11 protein-coding genes are annotated in these 18,686 nt (G+C 49.4%); 3 read left to right on the top strand and 8 right to left on the bottom strand.

Translation table 11 applies throughout. The annotated features are described in order from the left end of the window. The first annotated feature begins 71 nt into the window (after window positions 1–71). On the top strand, window positions 72–1,541 hold the full coding sequence (locus HRH59_RS11090; RefSeq protein ID WP_173501330.1) for a protein adenylyltransferase SelO: 1,470 nt from the start codon (window positions 72–74) through the stop codon (window positions 1,539–1,541). 85 nt (window positions 1,542–1,626) lie between these two features. Beyond that, window positions 1,627–2,148: a YgjV family protein gene (locus tag HRH59_RS11085; protein WP_173501329.1), complete on the top strand. Its 522-nt coding sequence runs from the start codon at window positions 1,627–1,629 to the stop codon at window positions 2,146–2,148. 8 nt (window positions 2,149–2,156) lie between these two features. On the opposite strand, the gene HRH59_RS11080 is transcribed toward HRH59_RS11085, so the two are convergent. Further along, entirely contained in the window at window positions 2,157–4,853 is a 2,697-nt protein-coding gene (locus tag HRH59_RS11080) for a M14 family metallopeptidase (RefSeq protein ID WP_173501328.1), read from the bottom strand. A 163-nt stretch (window positions 4,854–5,016) separates the two neighbouring features. Here HRH59_RS11080 and HRH59_RS11075 point away from each other — a divergent pair, with 163 nt between their 5' ends. Then, a complete protein-coding gene (locus tag HRH59_RS11075) occupies window positions 5,017–5,832 on the top strand; it encodes a CLCA_X family protein (RefSeq protein ID WP_173501327.1) in 816 nt (271 codons plus the stop codon). Here the strand turns inward: HRH59_RS11075 and HRH59_RS11070 are convergent. The 7 genes from HRH59_RS11070 to HRH59_RS11040 form a co-directional block, all read right to left on the bottom strand. Next, complete coding sequence (locus HRH59_RS11070; RefSeq protein ID WP_173501326.1) at window positions 5,829–7,025, bottom strand: class I SAM-dependent methyltransferase; 1,197 nt, start codon at window positions 7,023–7,025, stop codon at window positions 5,829–5,831. The two genes, HRH59_RS11075 and HRH59_RS11070, sit on opposite strands and share 4 nt — an antisense overlap. Window positions 7,026–7,100: 75 nt before the next feature. Then, on the bottom strand, window positions 7,101–7,616 hold the full coding sequence (locus tag HRH59_RS11065) for a cell division protein ZapC domain-containing protein (protein WP_173501325.1): 516 nt from the start codon (window positions 7,614–7,616) through the stop codon (window positions 7,101–7,103). A gap of 116 nt (window positions 7,617–7,732) precedes the next feature. Further along, window positions 7,733–8,743 (bottom strand): quinone-dependent dihydroorotate dehydrogenase, encoded by a 1,011-nt coding sequence (gene pyrD / locus HRH59_RS11060; RefSeq protein WP_173501324.1) that lies wholly within the window; start codon window positions 8,741–8,743, stop codon window positions 7,733–7,735. Window positions 8,744–8,809: 66 nt separating this feature from the next. After that, window positions 8,810–13,648 (bottom strand): NAD-glutamate dehydrogenase, encoded by a 4,839-nt coding sequence (locus HRH59_RS11055; RefSeq protein WP_173501323.1) that lies wholly within the window; start codon window positions 13,646–13,648, stop codon window positions 8,810–8,812. 227 nt (window positions 13,649–13,875) lie between these two features. Further along, a complete protein-coding gene (locus HRH59_RS11050; RefSeq protein ID WP_173501322.1) occupies window positions 13,876–16,191 on the bottom strand; it encodes an efflux RND transporter permease subunit in 2,316 nt (771 codons plus the stop codon). Between the two features lies 1 nt (window position 16,192). Beyond that, window positions 16,193–17,230, bottom strand: a complete 1,038-nt coding sequence (locus HRH59_RS11045; protein ID WP_173501321.1) for a WD40/YVTN/BNR-like repeat-containing protein — start codon at window positions 17,228–17,230, stop codon at window positions 16,193–16,195. Window positions 17,231–17,309: 79 nt separating this feature from the next. Beyond that, the gene (locus tag HRH59_RS11040) at window positions 17,310–18,671 is read right to left on the bottom strand and encodes a DUF1329 domain-containing protein (RefSeq protein ID WP_173501320.1); all 1,362 of its coding nucleotides are present in this window, start codon (window positions 18,669–18,671) and stop codon (window positions 17,310–17,312) included. Window positions 18,672–18,686: the final 15 nt, after the last annotated feature.

The raw sequence follows: 18,686 nt of genomic DNA, 5'->3' as shown, positions 1-18,686 counted from the left end.
ACGCGTTTTTTTGTATCTGCAACAGCCCCTCTGTACACTAGCGCTATAACCCTTCAATGCGAACAGCTGATATGAGCAATTTTACCGTACAACACAGTCTGGCCGATTTGGGCGCGCCCTTTTCTGTGCCTTGCAATCCAACCCCGGTGCCGGCGCCGCAGTGGCTGGCATTTAATACTGAACTGGCAGCAGAGCTGCGCTTACCACAGCAGTATTGGCATTCTGACGACGGCCTGGCGGTATTTAGCGGTAATGCTTTACCAAACTGGGCGACACCGCGGGCGCATGCTTATGCCGGCCATCAGTTTGGTCACTTTGTGCCGCAATTGGGTGATGGCCGTGCTTTATTGCTGGCAGAGGTTATCAGCGCAGACAACAACCGTTTTGATATTCAGCTTAAAGGTGCCGGCCAAACACCGTTTTCCCGCCGCGGAGATGGCCGCGCGCCATTAGGGCCGGTACTGCGCGAGTATTTAGTCAGCGAAGCTATGCATGCGCTGGGCGTACCCACTACCCGCGCTCTGGCCGCAGTATTAACCGGTGACTGGGTACAGCGTGAAACCGCAGAACCCGGTGCAGTGCTGACACGGGTAGCGGCCAGCCATATTCGTATCGGCAGCTTTCAGTATATTGCTGCCCATGGCGATACAGCGCAGCTGAAGATCTTTGCTGATTATGTTATCAAGCGTCACTACCCTGATTGTGCTGACGACGAAAATCCTTATCTGGCACTGCTAAATGCCGTCGTTAGCAGACAAGCCGGGCTGATTGCCAAATGGATGAGTCTGGGCTTTATTCATGGCGTAATGAACACCGACAATATGAGTATCGCCGGTGAAACCATTGACTACGGCCCCTGCGCCTTTATGGATACCTTTAATCCGGCGCAGGTATACAGCTTTATTGATAGCCAGGGCCGCTATGCATGGGGCAACCAGCCACGTATTGCCGCCTGGAACCTGGCGCGCTTTGCTGAAACTCTGCTGCCGCTGCTGACTGAGCAACCGGAACAGGCCGTAGAGCTGGCCACTGAAGCACTGCAAGGTTTTAACGGGCTAAATGAAGCTGAATTTTTACGCCTGATGGCGGCGAAAATTGGTATTGCCAGTGCAACCGATAGCGACGAAGTGTTGATCCGCGACTTGCTTAATCTGATGAGCGCTAATAAAGCCGACTTCAGCCAGAGCTTTCGTTTACTTAGCCGCTCGGTAAGCGATAGTAACGCCGGTGCGGCAGTATTATTTGCCGACAAGCAAGGTTGGGCTGACTGGGCAGCAAGATGGCAACAACGCCTTACTGCACAAGGCATTGACCCGGCGCTGGTAAGCCGGCAAATGGACAGCACTAACCCGGCACTTATTGCGCGTAACCATCTGGTTGCACAAGCAATTAAACAAGCCACTGAGCACGCCGATTTAACCCTGTTTAACCGCCTGCAGCAAGCACTGGCGACGCCTTATAGCCTGGCAGACGCCAATGCTGATTTTGCCCTGCCGCCTGAGCCACAGCAGCTTGTTAAGAACACGTTTTGCGGCACCTGATTATAACTTATGCCATCTGCTGCAGGCAGATGGCGACTAAATTCGGTAAACTAGCCGTCTTGATCAGCCACACAGAGTCAACTCCTTGCCGGACATAACCATTAGTTTTGCTTTGTCGCAGTGCTTAGCCGTAGTAGCCTTTATCAGTGGTATCGTGGCTTTTCAGCGCTATGACAGAGCCAGCATGCTGAAATTCTGGTTTGTCTCTGCCTTGCTTAATGCCAGCCATTTCGCTGTACTGGGCCAGTACGAAGCAGCGTTTTTTGTCGGCTTAACCGCAATACGTTTTTTGGTGGCGGCGATAAGCCCGCGTCAACGCTGGATGTATTGTTTTCTGGCACTCTCCACCTTGCTGATTGTGCTTAGCTACAGCAACCCGGTTAATTTGTTGCCTTATCTGGCAGCAGTAGTAGGTACTGTCGGCAGTTTTCAAAAAAATGTACTTTGGGTTCGGCTGCTGATGGCCATTGGCGCAACGTCCTGGATTATCCATAACTTGCTGGTGGGTTCACCGGTTGCGGTACTGATGGAACTGGCGTTTTTAAGCAGTAATCTGGTGGGCTATATCAGAAGCCGCAGGCAAAGTTTACCTGCGGCTGAGCATTAACGCCTGTTTTAACGCACTGCACCACTGTGTGCCGGTGCCAGCAACACCGCATTGGCCAGCGCGATATGTAAGCCATTTACATAAGCACGGTAGTTAGGTTCCTGCGTAAAGCTGATAACCATACCGTCCCCTTGTGGTGCCCACATTAACAACGGTTTATGCGCAATTTGCTGCTGGTTATCCTGCCAGACAAAACCACTGGCTTTAACCTCATCGGCGCCGGCAAATTTCAGCAGGTTACGGCCGTGGTTTATTGCCAGCGGCTGGTAAATCTCGTTACCCACATACACTGTTGTTGCGCTGGCCGGCAAACCCGCAGTTAACCAGTGCGACTGATCTACCTCTGCTTTTGCCAGAAAACCCGGTACCCAATCCGGCCGGGCCTGTTTGGCTTTGAGCATTTGCTGATACTGCTCAGTATTCAGTACCGTGCCGGCAACCTGATCTTTCTGCTTATCCTTGCTGTCTTTAGTGTCAGCTGCCGGTGCATCTGTTGCTTTGTATTCACGCTTACTGGCCAGTAGCGGTGTTTCACCGCTTAACGCAAAGTTGGTGGCGTTACCCAGCGTAATAAGCACACCGCCGCGCTCTGTCCAGTGGCGGATATTGTTATAACCGGCTTCACCCAGTGCCTGTTGATAACTGCCACCGGCACTCGCGGGCAGCACCAGTACCTGATAGCGGCTTAAATCAGCCTGTTTTAACTGCGCCGGCCGGATAGCGGTTACCGGTTGCCCCAGTTCCCGCTCCAACACAAACCGGGCGCTACCGGCACTTAAACTGCTGGCCGGCTCGTCCCATAACATGGCCACCTTAACCGGTTGCAGCCGCACCATATTAGCTGAACCGGCATTAGGGCCGTCGGTATGCCAGCTGCTGTCTACACCTTGCAATACCGCACCGCTTAGTGCCGCGAGCTTTTCAAGAGTTTGATTAAGCTCAGCATTGTTATCTGCTCTGGCAATAATTAAGCTGCCGGAAGGGTAACGCGTACCGTTCTGATGGGTAAAAGGCAAGTCGCTGCTACGCATCACCACTCCGGCTTTTAACGCTTCGGCAGCAAAGCGGGCGGCGTCCATACCATCCCATGGCAGAATAAAACCGTAGCTTGCATCGGGTCGCGTCAGGCTGCCGGGTAAAATACGCTGCTCAGTTACGGTGACACCTTCGACGTTAACACTGCGGCTGCATTCATTCATTTCCAGATTAAACATCAGCGGCAATGACCATGCCGTTACATCGTATATTTGATCCGGTAAGTTATTCGCCCGCAGCGCTTCCTGCTGCTTAATAAACGGCTGGTCCATAGGTACGTCACTATCGAGTAAGGTGCGCAGCAAATGATAGGTGCTCTGGGCACTGTCTATTACATAGGCACCGAGCTGGTAATCGGTACCACAGGCGCTGAAGGCTTTCGTTGCCTGAGTAACCTTGATGCCCTGCTCTGTTAGTAATGCGGTTAAACGCTGATGCCCGGCTTTATCGCGGCTGGCCGGAAAAATATAACTGCGGGTTTTGGCTTTACGGCCCTGTGCCACAGCGTCTTTACGGTACTGATAAAACCGTTGCAGCAAGGGTTTGGCGCGCTGGCTGGCGGTTTCTAACGTAGCCATAAAAGCCACAAAGTTGCGCTGAATACCGTCGGCAAAAGTGACTACAGTACCGTCGCTGCGGCGGTAATGATGGCCGCGGGCCGACGCCATTTCATAGGTCATGGCAATACTGCCCTGATACAGCGGCCAACTGGCGCCATAACCCGGGTAAAACGCATCAAAAATTTCGCGGGTAAAATAGTGATAACCAAAGCGGTCAAACCATTTGGCATTGTTTTGCCCCACCCAGTTTAATACTTCCCGCTGTGCCTGCTGAATATGCGGGTTATAAGGCTCAGCCTCCGGGCTGAAGTAGTATGTCATATCGCCGCCCATTTCATGCGAGTCGACAAACAGCAGCGGATAGACACGTTGTAACGCTTTTACCCGGCCACGGTTTTCCGGCTGGGTTAAGCTGATCCAGTCGCGGTTCATATCAAACAAATAATGGTTGCTGCGGCCATTGGGCCAGGGCTCGTTTTGCTCGGCAGACAAGCGATCGTCTGAATGCTCCATACCGGCGGTAGCGTAGTAGCGGCTGACAAAACGATGGTGGCCATCCGGGTTTTGCAATGGATCAATATACACCAGCGTATTGGCCAAAATATTAGCGGTAAACTCACTTTGGTCGGCTAACAAGTGCCAGGCCAGTGCCATAGAGGACTCCGCCGGGCTAAGTTCATTGCCGTGCAAAGTATTGGCAATCCATACTGACGCCGGTTGCTGTGCAATCAGGGCTTTAGCGTCTGCCTCGCTGGTGTTAACCGGATCTGCCAGGCGGCGCATATTCTGTTCAAGTTGATCCAAACGGGCGATATTTTGCGCTGAGCCTATCACCACATAAAACAGCTGTCGCCCCTGCCAGCTTTCGCCATAAGGTACCAGCTTAAGTTGCTGCGGATACTGCGCCGCCAACGTCATAAAATACTGCCGGATGGCCGCAGGCTCTGAGATACGGCTACCCAATTTATAACCCAGCACTTGCTGTGTATCAGGTACGCTGTTGTTGTATTGGCTACCGGGAAATTCCGGCAACGCCGACACTGTAAAGCTGCTGCCTAAAGCTGCAAAAATAGCACTGAGAATAAAGGTCCGCCGGATGTTACTGCGCATGTTGCTCCCATGATTTTCGGTATTGTTATAACAGCAAACTACCTTGCTGCTGCCCGCTTGGCAATCGGCTGATAAAAGTACTGCGACTAAACCCCGGTTTTTATCGCTGGTTTGAACAACCCGGAGTATTTCGCCAAATACCAATTATCGCTATCATCAGCAGATGACAATTTCCGTTCCGCGCATTCAGCGTAAGTATTATCGCAACGGCCCGCCGCATCGTGGTGGCGCCGACGTCAGCTTTGCCGACCTGGTTAAGATTTTTGGTTTTAACAGCATTCATATCGGGCGCTGGGTAACCGCTGAAGAGTTGCAACTGGCAGCCAATTTATTCTTTGATGCCTTTTGTGATTTACAGCAGTTACTGCAGGTACCACCACAAGTGATCTCACTTAACGGCAGTTTAGCGATTACCTTTGGCATTGGCGGCCAACCAGGGGTTTGTGCGCACTATCAGCCACAGGGGCGTATTTTGGCACTGGCAAAAAATGCCGGCGGCGGCAGCCTGGTACATGAGTGGTTTCATGCCTTTGACCATTATATTGCCGGCAAAATGTTTGGCAAAAACGCTACGCGTAACCAGTTTTCCAGCTCAGCATGGCTGCAGAGCCTGCCGATTATTCCGCATTATCTCAATGAGTTACTCGGTTCTGCCTACAAATTATTGTACTTGTCGGCGGACGGTGAACATGAAAGCGAATTTTTTCGCCATTGTCGGCAACTGGATGCCAATCGCAACCGGCTGTATTTGGCCATGCCGGAAGAAATGGCCGCCAGAGCCTTTGAAAAAGTGCTGCAACGCCAGCCGCTGAAAAATAACTTTCTGGTATCAGGAACACAAAAAGGCAAAGCAGCGGCAGCCGGCATTTATCCGGCTGATCCGCTGTGCGATGCGCTTAGCCAAGTTTGGCTGGAGTATTTTTACCTGCTTGGGCAAGGTTTACGCTACAAAGCGCAAAACCGGCAGCATGAGAATTAATGCTGTTCTTGCAGCAACAAGCTTTCCAGGCAATGTTCAGTGATGCCGTAAAACTGCTTAATAGCGGCGATTTGCTGCAATATTTTAGTGTTATCCCGCGGCTGCTTACGTTTAGTCGCGAGGATCATCTTATTTTTGCTGGTATGCTCCAGCGAAATAAACTCAAACACCTTGGTATCATAGCCGTGCGCTTCCAACAGTAACGCCCGCAGGCTATCGGTAACCATTTCGGCTTCCTGGCCCAGGTGAATACCGTGCACTAACATTGGTGCCAATACTTGTGGCAGTTGTATTTGCGGCCGGATTTGCTTGTGACAGCACGGTGAGCACATAATAATCTCAGCACCGGTAGCAATGCCCATATGAATGGCATAGTCGGTAGCGGTGTCACAGGCATGCAGCGCTATCATTACGTTGATACCACGGGCTTTAAAATGCTTTACGTCGCCCTGTTCAAACTGAATACCGCTTAAGCCAAGCTTGGTCGCGGTGCCGTTACATAAATCGACCAGGTTTTGCCGCAGCTCCACTCCGGTCACTTTAGCATCCAGAGCCAGGGTGTTGGTTAAGTAATCATGCACGGCAAAGGTTAAGTAAGCCTTGCCGGAGCCAAAATCGGCGATGTGTAATTGCTTTTTAGCGCTCAGTCCGGTGTCTTGCACAGCGCCGGAGAAAATTTCAATAAACTTATTAATCTGCTTCCATTTTCGCGACATGGCGGGGATCAACTGCTGCTGGGCATCGGTTACCCCTAACTCGCGCAAAAACGGTCGCTGCAGCGTTAAATAACGCTGTTTATCACGGTTATGCTCAGTTTGCGCCGTGTGCAACGGCTGACTCAGGCGTTTTTGTTGATACAACACCTTACCTTTTTTACTGATCGTCAGTTGCACTTCAGTTTCTGCGGTAAACAAATTGGCCGCGCTGAAACTCTGGCCCAGCAAGGTTGTTATTTCGCCAAGCGCAGCATCGGCACTGAAATTACGCGTCACATCGTTAGTTTGGTATTTATAGGTAAAGCTGAGTTGCCATTGTTGTTTCAGCATGACAGGACGAACCTGCAGCTGTTTTAACGGCTCAGAGCCATGATATTTACTCAATACCAGTTTATGCAATTGCCGGTCGATTATGGCGCTGCTCAATTGTTGTAAAAAAGGTTCAAGTTCAGTTGCTACAGCGGCTAAGGCAGACATAGGTGGTTCCGCAACGGTAAAAATTGCCGCTAGTGTAGTCGGATCTGCTGCTGAGGGAAATAACGCCGTTAAAAATCAGGCGCTGTGGCGATACGGAATGCTGACATTAAGCGCACTGACACGGTTGTGCAATACGCGAACTACCTGTAACCGCGCCACATTTTTACCGGCCAGGGTGCTGATGTCACCCAACAGCAGACAATTGGCGCAATCGCTGTCAGCCGACAACACTATGGCATACTGGCTGCTTAAACCGCGCAGCATCACAATGTCATACTGTGCTGTGGCAGCGTCACTGCCTTGCTGAAAATACCAGCTTTTATGCGCCTGTTGTTGTAAAAAAGGCGCGCACAATGCCGTAAGGCAAAGCTCCAGCCGCACTGCCGCGGGCATGTCTAGTTGTTGCAGACTGTCTTCGATTAACTGGAAAGCTTCAGCTTCAGCCATAGTCAACGCCTGGCGCTGCGGCAGCTGTATTAACTGCGAGGCACCAAAAGGCGCGCAAAATTGCGCCTGGTCACTGATATCCAGCAACAAGCGGTCTTTTTGCGGACAATAGGTCCAGTACCAACGCTCTGACGGCTTAAGCATGCAACTCCCTGCCCTGTACCACACGGTTATTTATTAAACATTTAAAGAAATACACTAAGCTGATCAAGATGTTAAAGACTATTTTGTTCTAACTATGCAAGATCAGCTGAAGATCCTTATAAGCTGGTAACGATCTGTTTAATCAACTCCGGTCCACGGTAAATAAAGCCGGTATACACCTGCAACAAATTCGCGCCGGCGGCCAGTTTTTCCTGTGCTGACTCAGTATCGCTGATGCCGCCAACACCAATAATCGGCAGCTTCGGGCCAACAGCCGCCCGCAGCAGTCGCAGCACTTCGGTGCTTTTTTCCCGCACCGGCAAGCCGCTTAAACCACCGGCTTCGTCAGCATAACGTTGCCCCTGCACCAGGCTTCTGTCCAGGGTGGTGTTGGTTGCAACCACGCCGTCCATTTTGCTTTTCAGCAAGGTTTCGGCTACCTGATTAACCGCTACCGGATCCATATCGGGGGCAATTTTTACAAACACCGGCACGTATTTATCGTGTAATGCCTGTAAATCCAATTGTTCATTTTTCACGCTTTGCAGCAAATCCAGCAGCGCATCACCAAATTGCAGATCGCGCAAACCCGGCGTATTGGGAGAGGAAATATTCACCGTGATGTAACCGGCATGTGCATACACTTTACGCATACAGTGAATGTAGTCGTCTTTACCCTGCTCATTCGGTGTATCTTTGTTTTTACCGATATTAATACCAAGCACACCTTTATAGCTGGCGTTTTTTACATTTTCTACCAGATAATCAACGCCTTTGTTATTAAAGCCCATACGGTTAATAATGGCTTGAGACTGCGGCAGCCGGAAAATTCGCGGCTTGTCATTCCCCACTTGCGGCCGTGGTGTTACCGTACCGACTTCAATAAAGCCAAAACCCATTTCACCAAAGGCATCAATGCATTCGGCATTTTTATCCAGCCCGGCGGCTAAACCCAACGGGTTGTCAAAACGGATCCCGGCAACAGTAACCGGCTTTAACGGCAGTTGCTGCCGCCACAACCCGGCAAAGGGCGTATGTGCCAGCCGTTTTAAGCTGCCAAGCGCGAAGTTATGTGACCATTCAGCGTCACAAGCAAACATTAATTTTTGTGCAATCGGATAGAACATAGGCCGCCTTATTACAAAACAAAAAAATACCCCGGACCAGCCGGGGTATTGTAGCTACTACGCTGCTTATTTTACAGGGTCACAATGGTGACTCAACAGCATTAATTCACGCAATGCCACCGAGAACTTGGCAAATTCGTGGCTCTTAGTGGTTTTAAACTCAGCCAGCATCAAGCGCCAACGCTCTAACAGCGCCTCATGCTCAGTTAACCAGCTATTGATCACCTCATCTGCTGCACACACTTTACCGCAACTGCGCACAACGACAGCCGATAAGGCACGTTGTTGCCAATCCAGCTCTTCGCGGTAAGAGGCACGGGCAAGCGCCTGCCAATGGTTTGCCACCGGTTGATTGGTAATTTGCTCCAGGAACCAGTGCAAGTCCATCTTGTCGCCCAGCTTAAAGTAAATCTCAGCTACCATCGCCAGCGGTACTTTCTCAGCATCAGCCACCTGAGCTATGTCCATCGCCGAGAACACTGTGCTCAATTGCGCCAGATACTGTGCAACTTCCTGCGGTACGCCCTGCTCCGTTAAGCCACTTTGCTTTTCCTGCAACTGCTCTACTTCGCTTGCCGCCAGATAAGTGCTCAGCTCTTTGCTTAACTGCTGGTATGCCGGTTTAAAGAATGCCAGCGTTTGTTCGATATCCAGCGCTTTATTGCGATGACGCACAAACCAGCGGGTAGCGCGGCGCATAGTGCGGCGCAGCTGATGCAGCAGTTTGCTTTGCAGTGCCGCCGGGATCACGTTATCTAACTGCTCCAGCTTGCGCCATACCGCAGACATATCGAATAAATCACGTGCAATGGAGTAACACAAGGTTACTTCACCAACGCCCGCGCCGGTTTCTTCCAGCATACGCTGGGCAAAATTCGGCCCCATTTCATTGACCAGCATATTGGCCAGTTTGGTGGCGATAATTTCCGCCTTCAGCGGATGGTTTTCCATCTCTGCAGCGTATTTATCCTGCAGCATCTGCGGGAAGTTAGCGAATAATTGCCGCTTAAAGTAGGCATTTTCGTAAATTTCCGGCAGTACCAGCCGCTCTTTTAACACCATTTTGCCGTAGGCAGTCAGAATAGATAGCTCTGGTCGGGTCAAACCCTGGCCTTTGGCCATACGCTCTGCCAATTCATCATCTGATGGCAGGAACTCCAGCTCGCGGTTTAACTTACCTTCTTTTTCCAACGTATGGATAAAGCGGGTGTACTCTTTTAACTGTTCACCCCCTAACAGCGATGAAATACTGATGCTCTGGGTTTGCCGGTAACAGTCTTTAATGACAATAGCGGCTACATCTTCGGTCATATCCAGCAGTAACTTATTGCGCTGTTTCAGCGTTAAATCACCACCGGCGACCAGAGTGTTGAGCAAAATTTTGATATTCACTTCGTTATCAGAGCAGGTAACACCACCCACGTTATCAACGAAGTCGGTATTAATTAAACCACCGTGCATAGCAAATTCGATACGGCCGCGCTGGGTTGCGCCCAGGTTACCACCTTCACCAAAGATCTTTGCTTTTAACTCTTTGCCGTTTACACGTAATGCTTCAGAGCCGCGATCGCCTACTTCGGCATGGCTCTCGCCGCTGCCTTTAACATAAGTACCTATACCACCGTTCCAAATTAAGTCCACCGGCATCATCATGGCTTCGCGGATCAATTCGTTTGGCGTCATACTGGCTTTAGTGGTGCCCAGCATCTCTTTCATCTGCGGTGATAATTTAATGGCCTTAGCACTGCGCAGGAAAATACCGCCACCTTCGGAGATTAACGACTTATCGTAGTCATCCCAGGTTGAGGTTGGCAGGTTAAACATGCGGTTACGCTCTTCCCAGCTCTTTGCTGCATCCGGATTCGGGTCAACAAAAATATGCATATGGTTAAACGCTACCTGCAGGCGAATATGTTTTGACAGCAACATGCCGTTACCAAAAACGTCACCGGCCATATCACCGATACCGACACAGGTAAAATCGGTAGTTTGGCAATCTATGCCAATTTCACGGAAGTGACGTTTTACCGACTCCCAACCACCACGGGCAGTAATACCCATTTTTTTGTGGTCGTAACCGTTTGAACCACCGGAAGCAAAGGCATCGCCCAGCCAGAAGTTATATTCTTCAGAAATGCCGTTAGAAATATCCGAGAAGGTTGCGGTGCCTTTGTCGGCTGCAACCACCAGATAAGGGTCATCTTCATCAAGGCGAACCACATCTTTGGGCGGCACTACGGCGCCCTGCACGATATTATCGGTGATATCCAACAAGCCACGGATAAAGGTGCGGTAACAGTCTTTACCTTCATTAAGGAAGGCTTCACGGCCGCCGGTTTCAGGTAACTTTTTACAAACAAAACCGCCTTTAGAACCGGTAGGCACGATAACGGTGTTTTTCACCTGTTGTGCTTTTACCAGACCAAGTACTTCAGTGCGGAAATCTTCACGCCGATCTGACCAGCGCAAACCACCCCGTGCTACTTTGCCAAAGCGTAAATGCACACCTTCCACTCTGGGTGAGTAAACAAAAATCTCAAACATTGGTGTCGGCAGTGGCATATCCGGAATAGCGGCAGAATTAATTTTGAACGAGATATAAGGCTTATCATCGCCCTGCGCGCTTTTCTGGAAATAGTTGGTACGCAAGGTTGCGTTAATCATGTCGACAAAGCGGCGGATAATGCGGTCATCATCCAGATTGGCAACGTTTTCCAGTTGAGATGTAATTTGCTCTTCCAGCTTTTCAATCGCTTTGGCGTTAGTTTTAGCTTTAGGATCAAATTTGCTGTTAAACAATTGCACCAGTAATCCGGCCAAGCCGGCATAACGGGCAAAAGTGCTCTCGACATAAGACTGGCTGAAAGTACCACCGATCTGCCGTTTGTATTTCGCAAAAGCCCTCAGCAAAGACGCTTCACGGCCGGTTAAACCGGCACCCAGAATTAAGCGGTTAAAACCGTCATCTTCCAGTTGGCCATTCCATACTTTGGCAAAAGACTCCTGGAAAGATTGCTGCGCAGCGGCGAAATCAGCCGGTACCGCACAGTTCAGTTCCATGGCAAAGTTTAATACCCAGCTAACAGAGCCATCGGCACATTTAACCGCATAAGGGGTTTCACCGATAACGCGCATGCCGAAGTTTTCCAGCATCGGCAACACATCAGACAAATGAATAGGATGGTCTTTATGGAACAGGTTTAACCGCACCGCCTTGCTGTCCGGTTTTTCTTCCTGTGGCCGGTAAAACAACATCTCCAGCTTGTGGTCGTCATTCAGCGCTTCAAGCTTGCCAATATCCACTAATGCATCACTTGGCAGCATCTCTTCTTTGTAGCTGCGCGGAAACGCATTAACGTACTTACGGATCAGTTCGCGACCTTTAGCCTCACCATAAACTCCGATGATGGCACTTTCTAATTTGTCTTCCCAGGTGCGGGCCGCTTCAACTAAATTGCGTTCAATATCTTTCACTTTATACTCGACATGGCTATCGTTGATCCGCACCAGATAATGGGTACGCGCCAACACAGATTCAGAAAAATAAGTGGTAAACTCCACCGGCTCGTCCGAGCCCAGCGCACTTTGCAAGATTGCCTGGGTTTCTTTACGCAACTGGGTGTTGTAACGCTCGCGCGGTACATACACCATAGCAGTGACAAAGCGACCAAAACTGTCTTTACGCATAAATAAACGCGTCATATCGCGTTCCTGCATTTGCAGTACGCCCATCGCAACATGCAGCAACTCGTCTGCCGTTGCCTGGATCAGTTCATCACGCGGGTAGGTTTCCAAAATATTCAGCAAAGCTTTGTAAGCATGGGTACCGACAGCAAATTCAGATTTTTGCATCACGGTGGCCAGCTTGCTTTTTAACAGCGGAATGTCGGCGGCACTGTTGTTATACAGCGATGACGAATACAAACCGATAAAGCGATCTTCACCGATAACTTTGCCGTCTTTATCAAACTTTTTCACACCGATATAATCGATGTAAGCCGGCCGGTGTACGCGTGACTTATTATTGGTTTTGGTCAGGATCAGCAAAGCATTATTAATCGCTTGCTTGCGGCCGCTTTCCGGTAATTCAGAAAGCATCAGGTCGCGCGCAGCAGAGCGGCGCATCAGGCCCAATGAGCTGTCGTCGATACCGCTGATTTTATAATCGCCTTTTACCGGGCCGATGGTATATTCACGGTAACCCAACAAGGTAAAGTTATCTTTAGCCAACCAATTTAAAAACTCACCGGCTTGCTGTATTTCTTCGCTACTGGCTTTACCGCTTTGCTTGGGTAACGCTTTAATTACCTGTTGCAGTTTTTCCCGTGCCGGCTGCCAGTCTTGTACAGCCAAAGAGACATCTTCCATTACCGAATGCAGCTCCTGCTTTAGAGCATCAATGGCCGCGGTATCGGTCAAGCGATCGATCTCAATATGAAAGACAGTTTGCTCAGTGCTGGCTTTGGCCTTACTGCCCAGCTTAAAGAAATCGCTGATTTGACCTTTAGCATCACGCTCGGTTTGCAACGGGTAATGTAATAACAGATGCGCAGCAATACTCTGCCGGCTTAATGCCATGCGTACTGAATCCACCAGAAACGGCATATCCTGAACCACTATTTCTACGATAGTGTGTTTGGACTCCCAGCCGTGACGGGCTATTTCCGGATTATAAACGCGGATTTTTGCGTCTTTTTCAGCGTGAGCATTAAAAGTCTGCCACAAACTGAGTGCTGCGCCGTATAGGTCGCTGTCATTGCGACCAACAAGGTCTTCGTTAGACATGTTGCCATATAAAGTGAAGGCGAACTTTTCCACCAGGGTCACCTGGTCCTTAACTTTTTGTTTAATGAGTTTGCTTACGTTTTGTAGTAGTACAGAGGGTTGACCGTCTATCAGTGCCATTTTTGTATCCTTTTTGCAGTCACTGCTTTTAACAGCAGGCGCTACCGAACAAACCAGATCGTGTCAGCTGCGCAGTGTAGTGCCAATTGTAGCGCTTTTCGAGTACTATTTTCCGCTTTTATGCTGGTTAAACCAGTGATTTTTAAGGCTTCTGACAACTTATTCATCCCATGTAAATAGAAAATGGCCTTTCGGCCATTTTCGTGTTTATTCATGCAGAAAATAATTTATTGCTTTCGCCATAAAAACGCGGCCAATGCCGGCAACACCACTATGGCGCCAAGCATATTGACAATAAACATAAAGGTTAACAGTATGCCCATATCTACCTGGAACTTCAGTGCCGAGAATACCCAGGTACTTACGCCTATCGCCAGCGTAATACCGGTAAACAATACCGCGCTGCCACGCTCTTTTAACGCTTCAAAATACGCCTGGCGCAGTGGCGCACCATCACGCAGCATCTGTGTCATATTCGACAAAATATAAATACCGTAATCTACCCCGATACCTACACCCAGCGCGATTACCGGCAACGTTGATACCGTCAGGCCAATTTGCAGATGGGTCATCAGTGCAGTAGCCAGTACAGATACGACATACAAAGGCAGAATAACGGAGATGGTGGCCCGCAATGAGCGGAAGCTCAGCAAGCACAGAATAATTACCGCACCATACACATACCACATCATCGGTTGCTGTGCTTCTGCTACAGCTTCGTTAGTGGCAGCCATAACACCGGCGGGGCCGGACGCTAACATAAAGCGGGTTTGCTCATCGCCCAGCTCGGCGCCGTAACGTTTTGCCGCAGCCACTACCCGCTCCATGGTCTCGGCTTTGTGGTCTTGCAGGAACAAGATCACCGGCATGACCGAGCAGTCGGCATTTAATAAGCCGGTACTGGTTTCTACCCTGGATGATGCCTGAACCAGACTTTGCGTATTACGCGGCAATACCCGCCATTTTACATTACCCTCGTTAAAAGCCGCATTAATCGTCTTGGAAACGGATGCCAGCGACACGGCCGATTGCACGCCTTCCACGTTCTCCATTAACCATTGGAAGCGGTCGACTTTGGCCATAATGCTGTGTTCAGTACAGGCACTTGGAATGGTTTCAACCATCACGTTGAGGTAATCAACTGAGATTGCATAACGGTCTGTGATCAGGAAAGTGTCCTGGTTATAACGGGAGTCTTCATGCAATGCCGGCGCACCGGCATGTAAATCGCCTATTTTCAGTTGTTGGCTTTGCATATAGCCCAGTGTAAATAAGACGGCAGTAAGTAGTAAAATCACTGCAGCATATTTACGGGTAGCAAAAGCAGACAAAGCAAACCATACCTTGTCGGTCTTGGGTGAAGGTGCTGCAGCACGGGCTTTGTAGCTTTTGCTAAAGCGCACAAATGACATCAGTACCGGCAACAAAATAAGATTTGTCAGGATAATGACCGCAACACCCAAGCTGGCGGTAATGGCGAGCTCACGAATGACACCAATTTCAATAATTAACAAGGTTAAAAAACCTACAGTGTCAGACAGCAGCGCCACGCCACCCGGTACCAATAGCTTGCGAAAGCTGGCTTGAGCCGCAGTTTTCGCATCCATCCCGGCAGCAACCCGTTTACCGGTAGAGTTAATCATCTGCACACCATGGCTTACACCAATCGCGAATACCAGAAACGGTACCAAAATAGACATAGGATCAATGCCAAAACCCAGCGCAGACAATAAGCCCATCTGCCAGACTACGGCAATTAAAGAACAGGCTATCGGCAGGATGGTCAACATCAGCGAGCGACAGAAAAAGAACACCATCACCGAGGTTACTGCAATAGCAATAGCAAAAAACATCAGTACGCCTTTGGCACCGTCAGCAACGTCGCCCACCATCTTGGCAAAACCAATGATATGCACGCTGACCGTGTCACTTTGATATTTAGCGCGGATGTTTTGCTCTAATGTTGCCGCAAAAGCTATGGTATCCAGCTTCTCGCCGGTATCCGGGTCAACTTCCAGCAACTGAGCTGAAATCATGGCGCAACTGTAGTCATCGGCGACCATACGACCAACAATGCCGGCTTTTTCGGTGTTCTCTTTAACTTTAGCCAGCCCTGTCGCATCAGCCACAAAATCAGCAGGGATCACCGGACCACCGGCAAAACCATCTTCTACTACCTCAACAAAACGCGTGCTTGGGCTAAATAATGATTTGACCTGCACCCTGTCTACGCCTGAGGTATAAAGCAGCTCATCATGGGCGCGGCGCAAGCTGTCAAAAAAACCGGCGTTAAAAATATCGCCATTGCTGTCACATAACGACACCAGAATATTGTTGGCACCGCCGAAATCCTGCGCATGGCGCAGATAGGTCTGCATATATTCATGCTTTAGCGGAATGTTTTTGGTAAAGGCCGCATCCAGTTTAATAGTGGTAGCTTTAAACAGTAAAAACAGCGTGGCCAGAATAAAGCCCGTGATAACCAGCGCCCTGTGCCGGAACAGCGCGTACTCAAACTTGTTAACCAGTCGATTAATACTCATGTTATTTTAATTCACTCAGGTTGATGCTTTTAATGCCCGCTTCAGTCACCAGAATCAGTTGTTCACGCCACACCAGGCCATTAACTATCGCTTTGCCGTCAGCGCGGGAATAATCAGTAAAATCTGCAGCACCGTCACGGCTGATCAATAAACTGCCGGCGTTACCGACCAGATAAACAGCGCCGCTTGGGTCAGCAAAAGCACTGTTTAATGTCGCAGTTTCACTCAGCGCAATTTGCTGCCAACTGTCGCCTTGATCGTTACTGAGAAAAGCATGGCCACGTAAACCTGCGGCCAGCAGAGACATTTGTGGTGTACGGATCAAATCAAATAACGAGCCATTATAAAATGCGTCCAATCGTTGCCAACTGGCACCTTTATCGCTGCTTTTAGCAACAAAACCGGCCTCACCTACTATATACAACACATTACCGTCAGCAAATAACCGGTTAAAATGTGGCAACAGCGCCTCAGACTCTGACTGATAACTGTCCGGATCAGTATCTTTCAATTCATCTAAATACTCGCGATCTTCATCTGACAATAATTCGGCATGAAAATGTGGTTGCCAGTTTTTGCCGCCATCATTAGTGCGCAAAAACATGCCATAGGCGCCGACCGCAACACCATGTTGCGCGTCACTAAAGTAAATATCAAACAGCGGTTTATCTTTTTCAGGTGCAAAATACTGAATATGCCAGGTTGCACCGGCATCTTCTGTCATCAAAATGGTGGCATCGTGCCCCACTGCCCAACCGCGATTTTTATCGATAAAAAATACACTGGTCAAATTAGATTGCACCGGAACCTGCGCCTGGGTCCAACTTGTTGCATCATCACTAAACAAGATATGACCGCGCTCGCCCACTACAACTAAACGTTGCTGCTGTACACTAACAATATCAGTTAACAATGCTTCAGTAGCCAGCGGCATCTGGTAAGCGGCGTCAGGCTGTACACTATCAGCGGCTCTGGCTAGAAATGAGGTTGCGGATACAGCCGTGTACAGCGCCGCTAACCAAATAATTTTTTTATACATATGCTGAGTTTTTACTCTATGAAAAGTTAAAAATAAAAACGGTTGGCACCAGGCCAACCGTCGTTACATCACAATGAAGTTACCGCGTACCTTCACGACGCAGTGCTGCCGGCGTGAAATCAGCATCGGTCAGACTAACACCGAAGTCATACATCTTATCTTCGTTATCCAAGCCGATAGCGATGTAGCGGCGTGAATTAAGATCATGATATACCTCCAGAGTACTCCAGTGCGTTGGTACTTCATAATAGTTCAAGCCATGCGCTACAGCGACCCGATATAACTCATTTCTGTTGTCATACAAGTCGGCAACATGGATTTGCCAGCTATCTTCGTCAATATAGAATACCCGTTTGCCGTATACATGGCGGGTGCCATCTTTCAACGTGGCTTCAACCACCCAAACGCGGTGCTTTTCCCAGCGTACATGCTCAGGGTTAATATGACCGGCCATCAGTAAGTCAGCATATTTCACGTCGTTACCGTGTAATTTATAGCTGTTGTAAGGAATATAGAGTTCCTGCTTACCTACCAGATTCCAGTTGTAGCGATCCGGTGAGCCGTTAAACATGTCAAAATCGTCTGTGGTGCGCAAGCCGTCAGATGCTGTACCAGGTGCATCATAAGCTACGTTTGGTGCACGACGCACACGGCGTTGGCCGGTATTGTAAGTCCATGCCTGACGTGGTGTTTTAACCTGGTCCATCGTTTCATGCACCAGCAAGGCGGTACCGGCTAAACGCGCCGGAGACGTTACACCTTGCTTAAAACGGAACAGAATATTTTCAGCGGTTAACGCTTCTGCTGTGGCATTAGGCTCTGAATACTTGAACATAATCTGCTCGTCAAAACCTATGATAGTGTAAGCACCAGCAGCAGTAGGTGCGGCCTGGCCACCATTACGACTGGCTGCTACACCACGAAAACGCAGCAAATGGTTCCACACTGCTTCCAAACCGTTCTGCGGAATTGGGAACGGAATACCGATAGCAGCATTAACGATACCGTTGCCACCTTCAATCAGCTCGGCCTTTGTTGCAATACTTTTAGTTGCATCATAGACATACTGCGGATAAGAAGCGGTACGACGCGATTGATAAATATTCATCTTGTAAGTGTCGGGGTAAATTTCAAATAACTTAATTTGCCCGGGACTTAACAAGCTTTTGTATTCATTAACATTGCTGCTGTCGATGGTCATTAACACTTTATCCGCTGCAAACGGATCAGGGTGATGCATACCCGCAGTGTAACCAGCTGGTGCTGCAGTAATACCGCCGGTCCAGGCAGGAATAGAACCGTCAGCATTGCCGGCTTTTTCCGCGCCCAGCGGAGTTAAATCGTTGCCCAGTCTCGCTGCCTGCTCCGGCGTTATTTTAGCCGCTACAGAGCAGCTTAATATCAGGGCAACAGCCGATGAAATTAGGGTGAGTTTTTTCATAATTAGTGCTCGTCC

It is taken from the genome of Rheinheimera lutimaris (genome assembly GCF_013283795.1).
Classification (GTDB): domain Bacteria; phylum Pseudomonadota; class Gammaproteobacteria; order Enterobacterales; family Alteromonadaceae; genus Alishewanella; species Alishewanella lutimaris.
The sequence above is the reverse complement of the archived record's forward strand: the minus strand, read 5'-3'. Positions and strand labels throughout refer to the sequence as shown.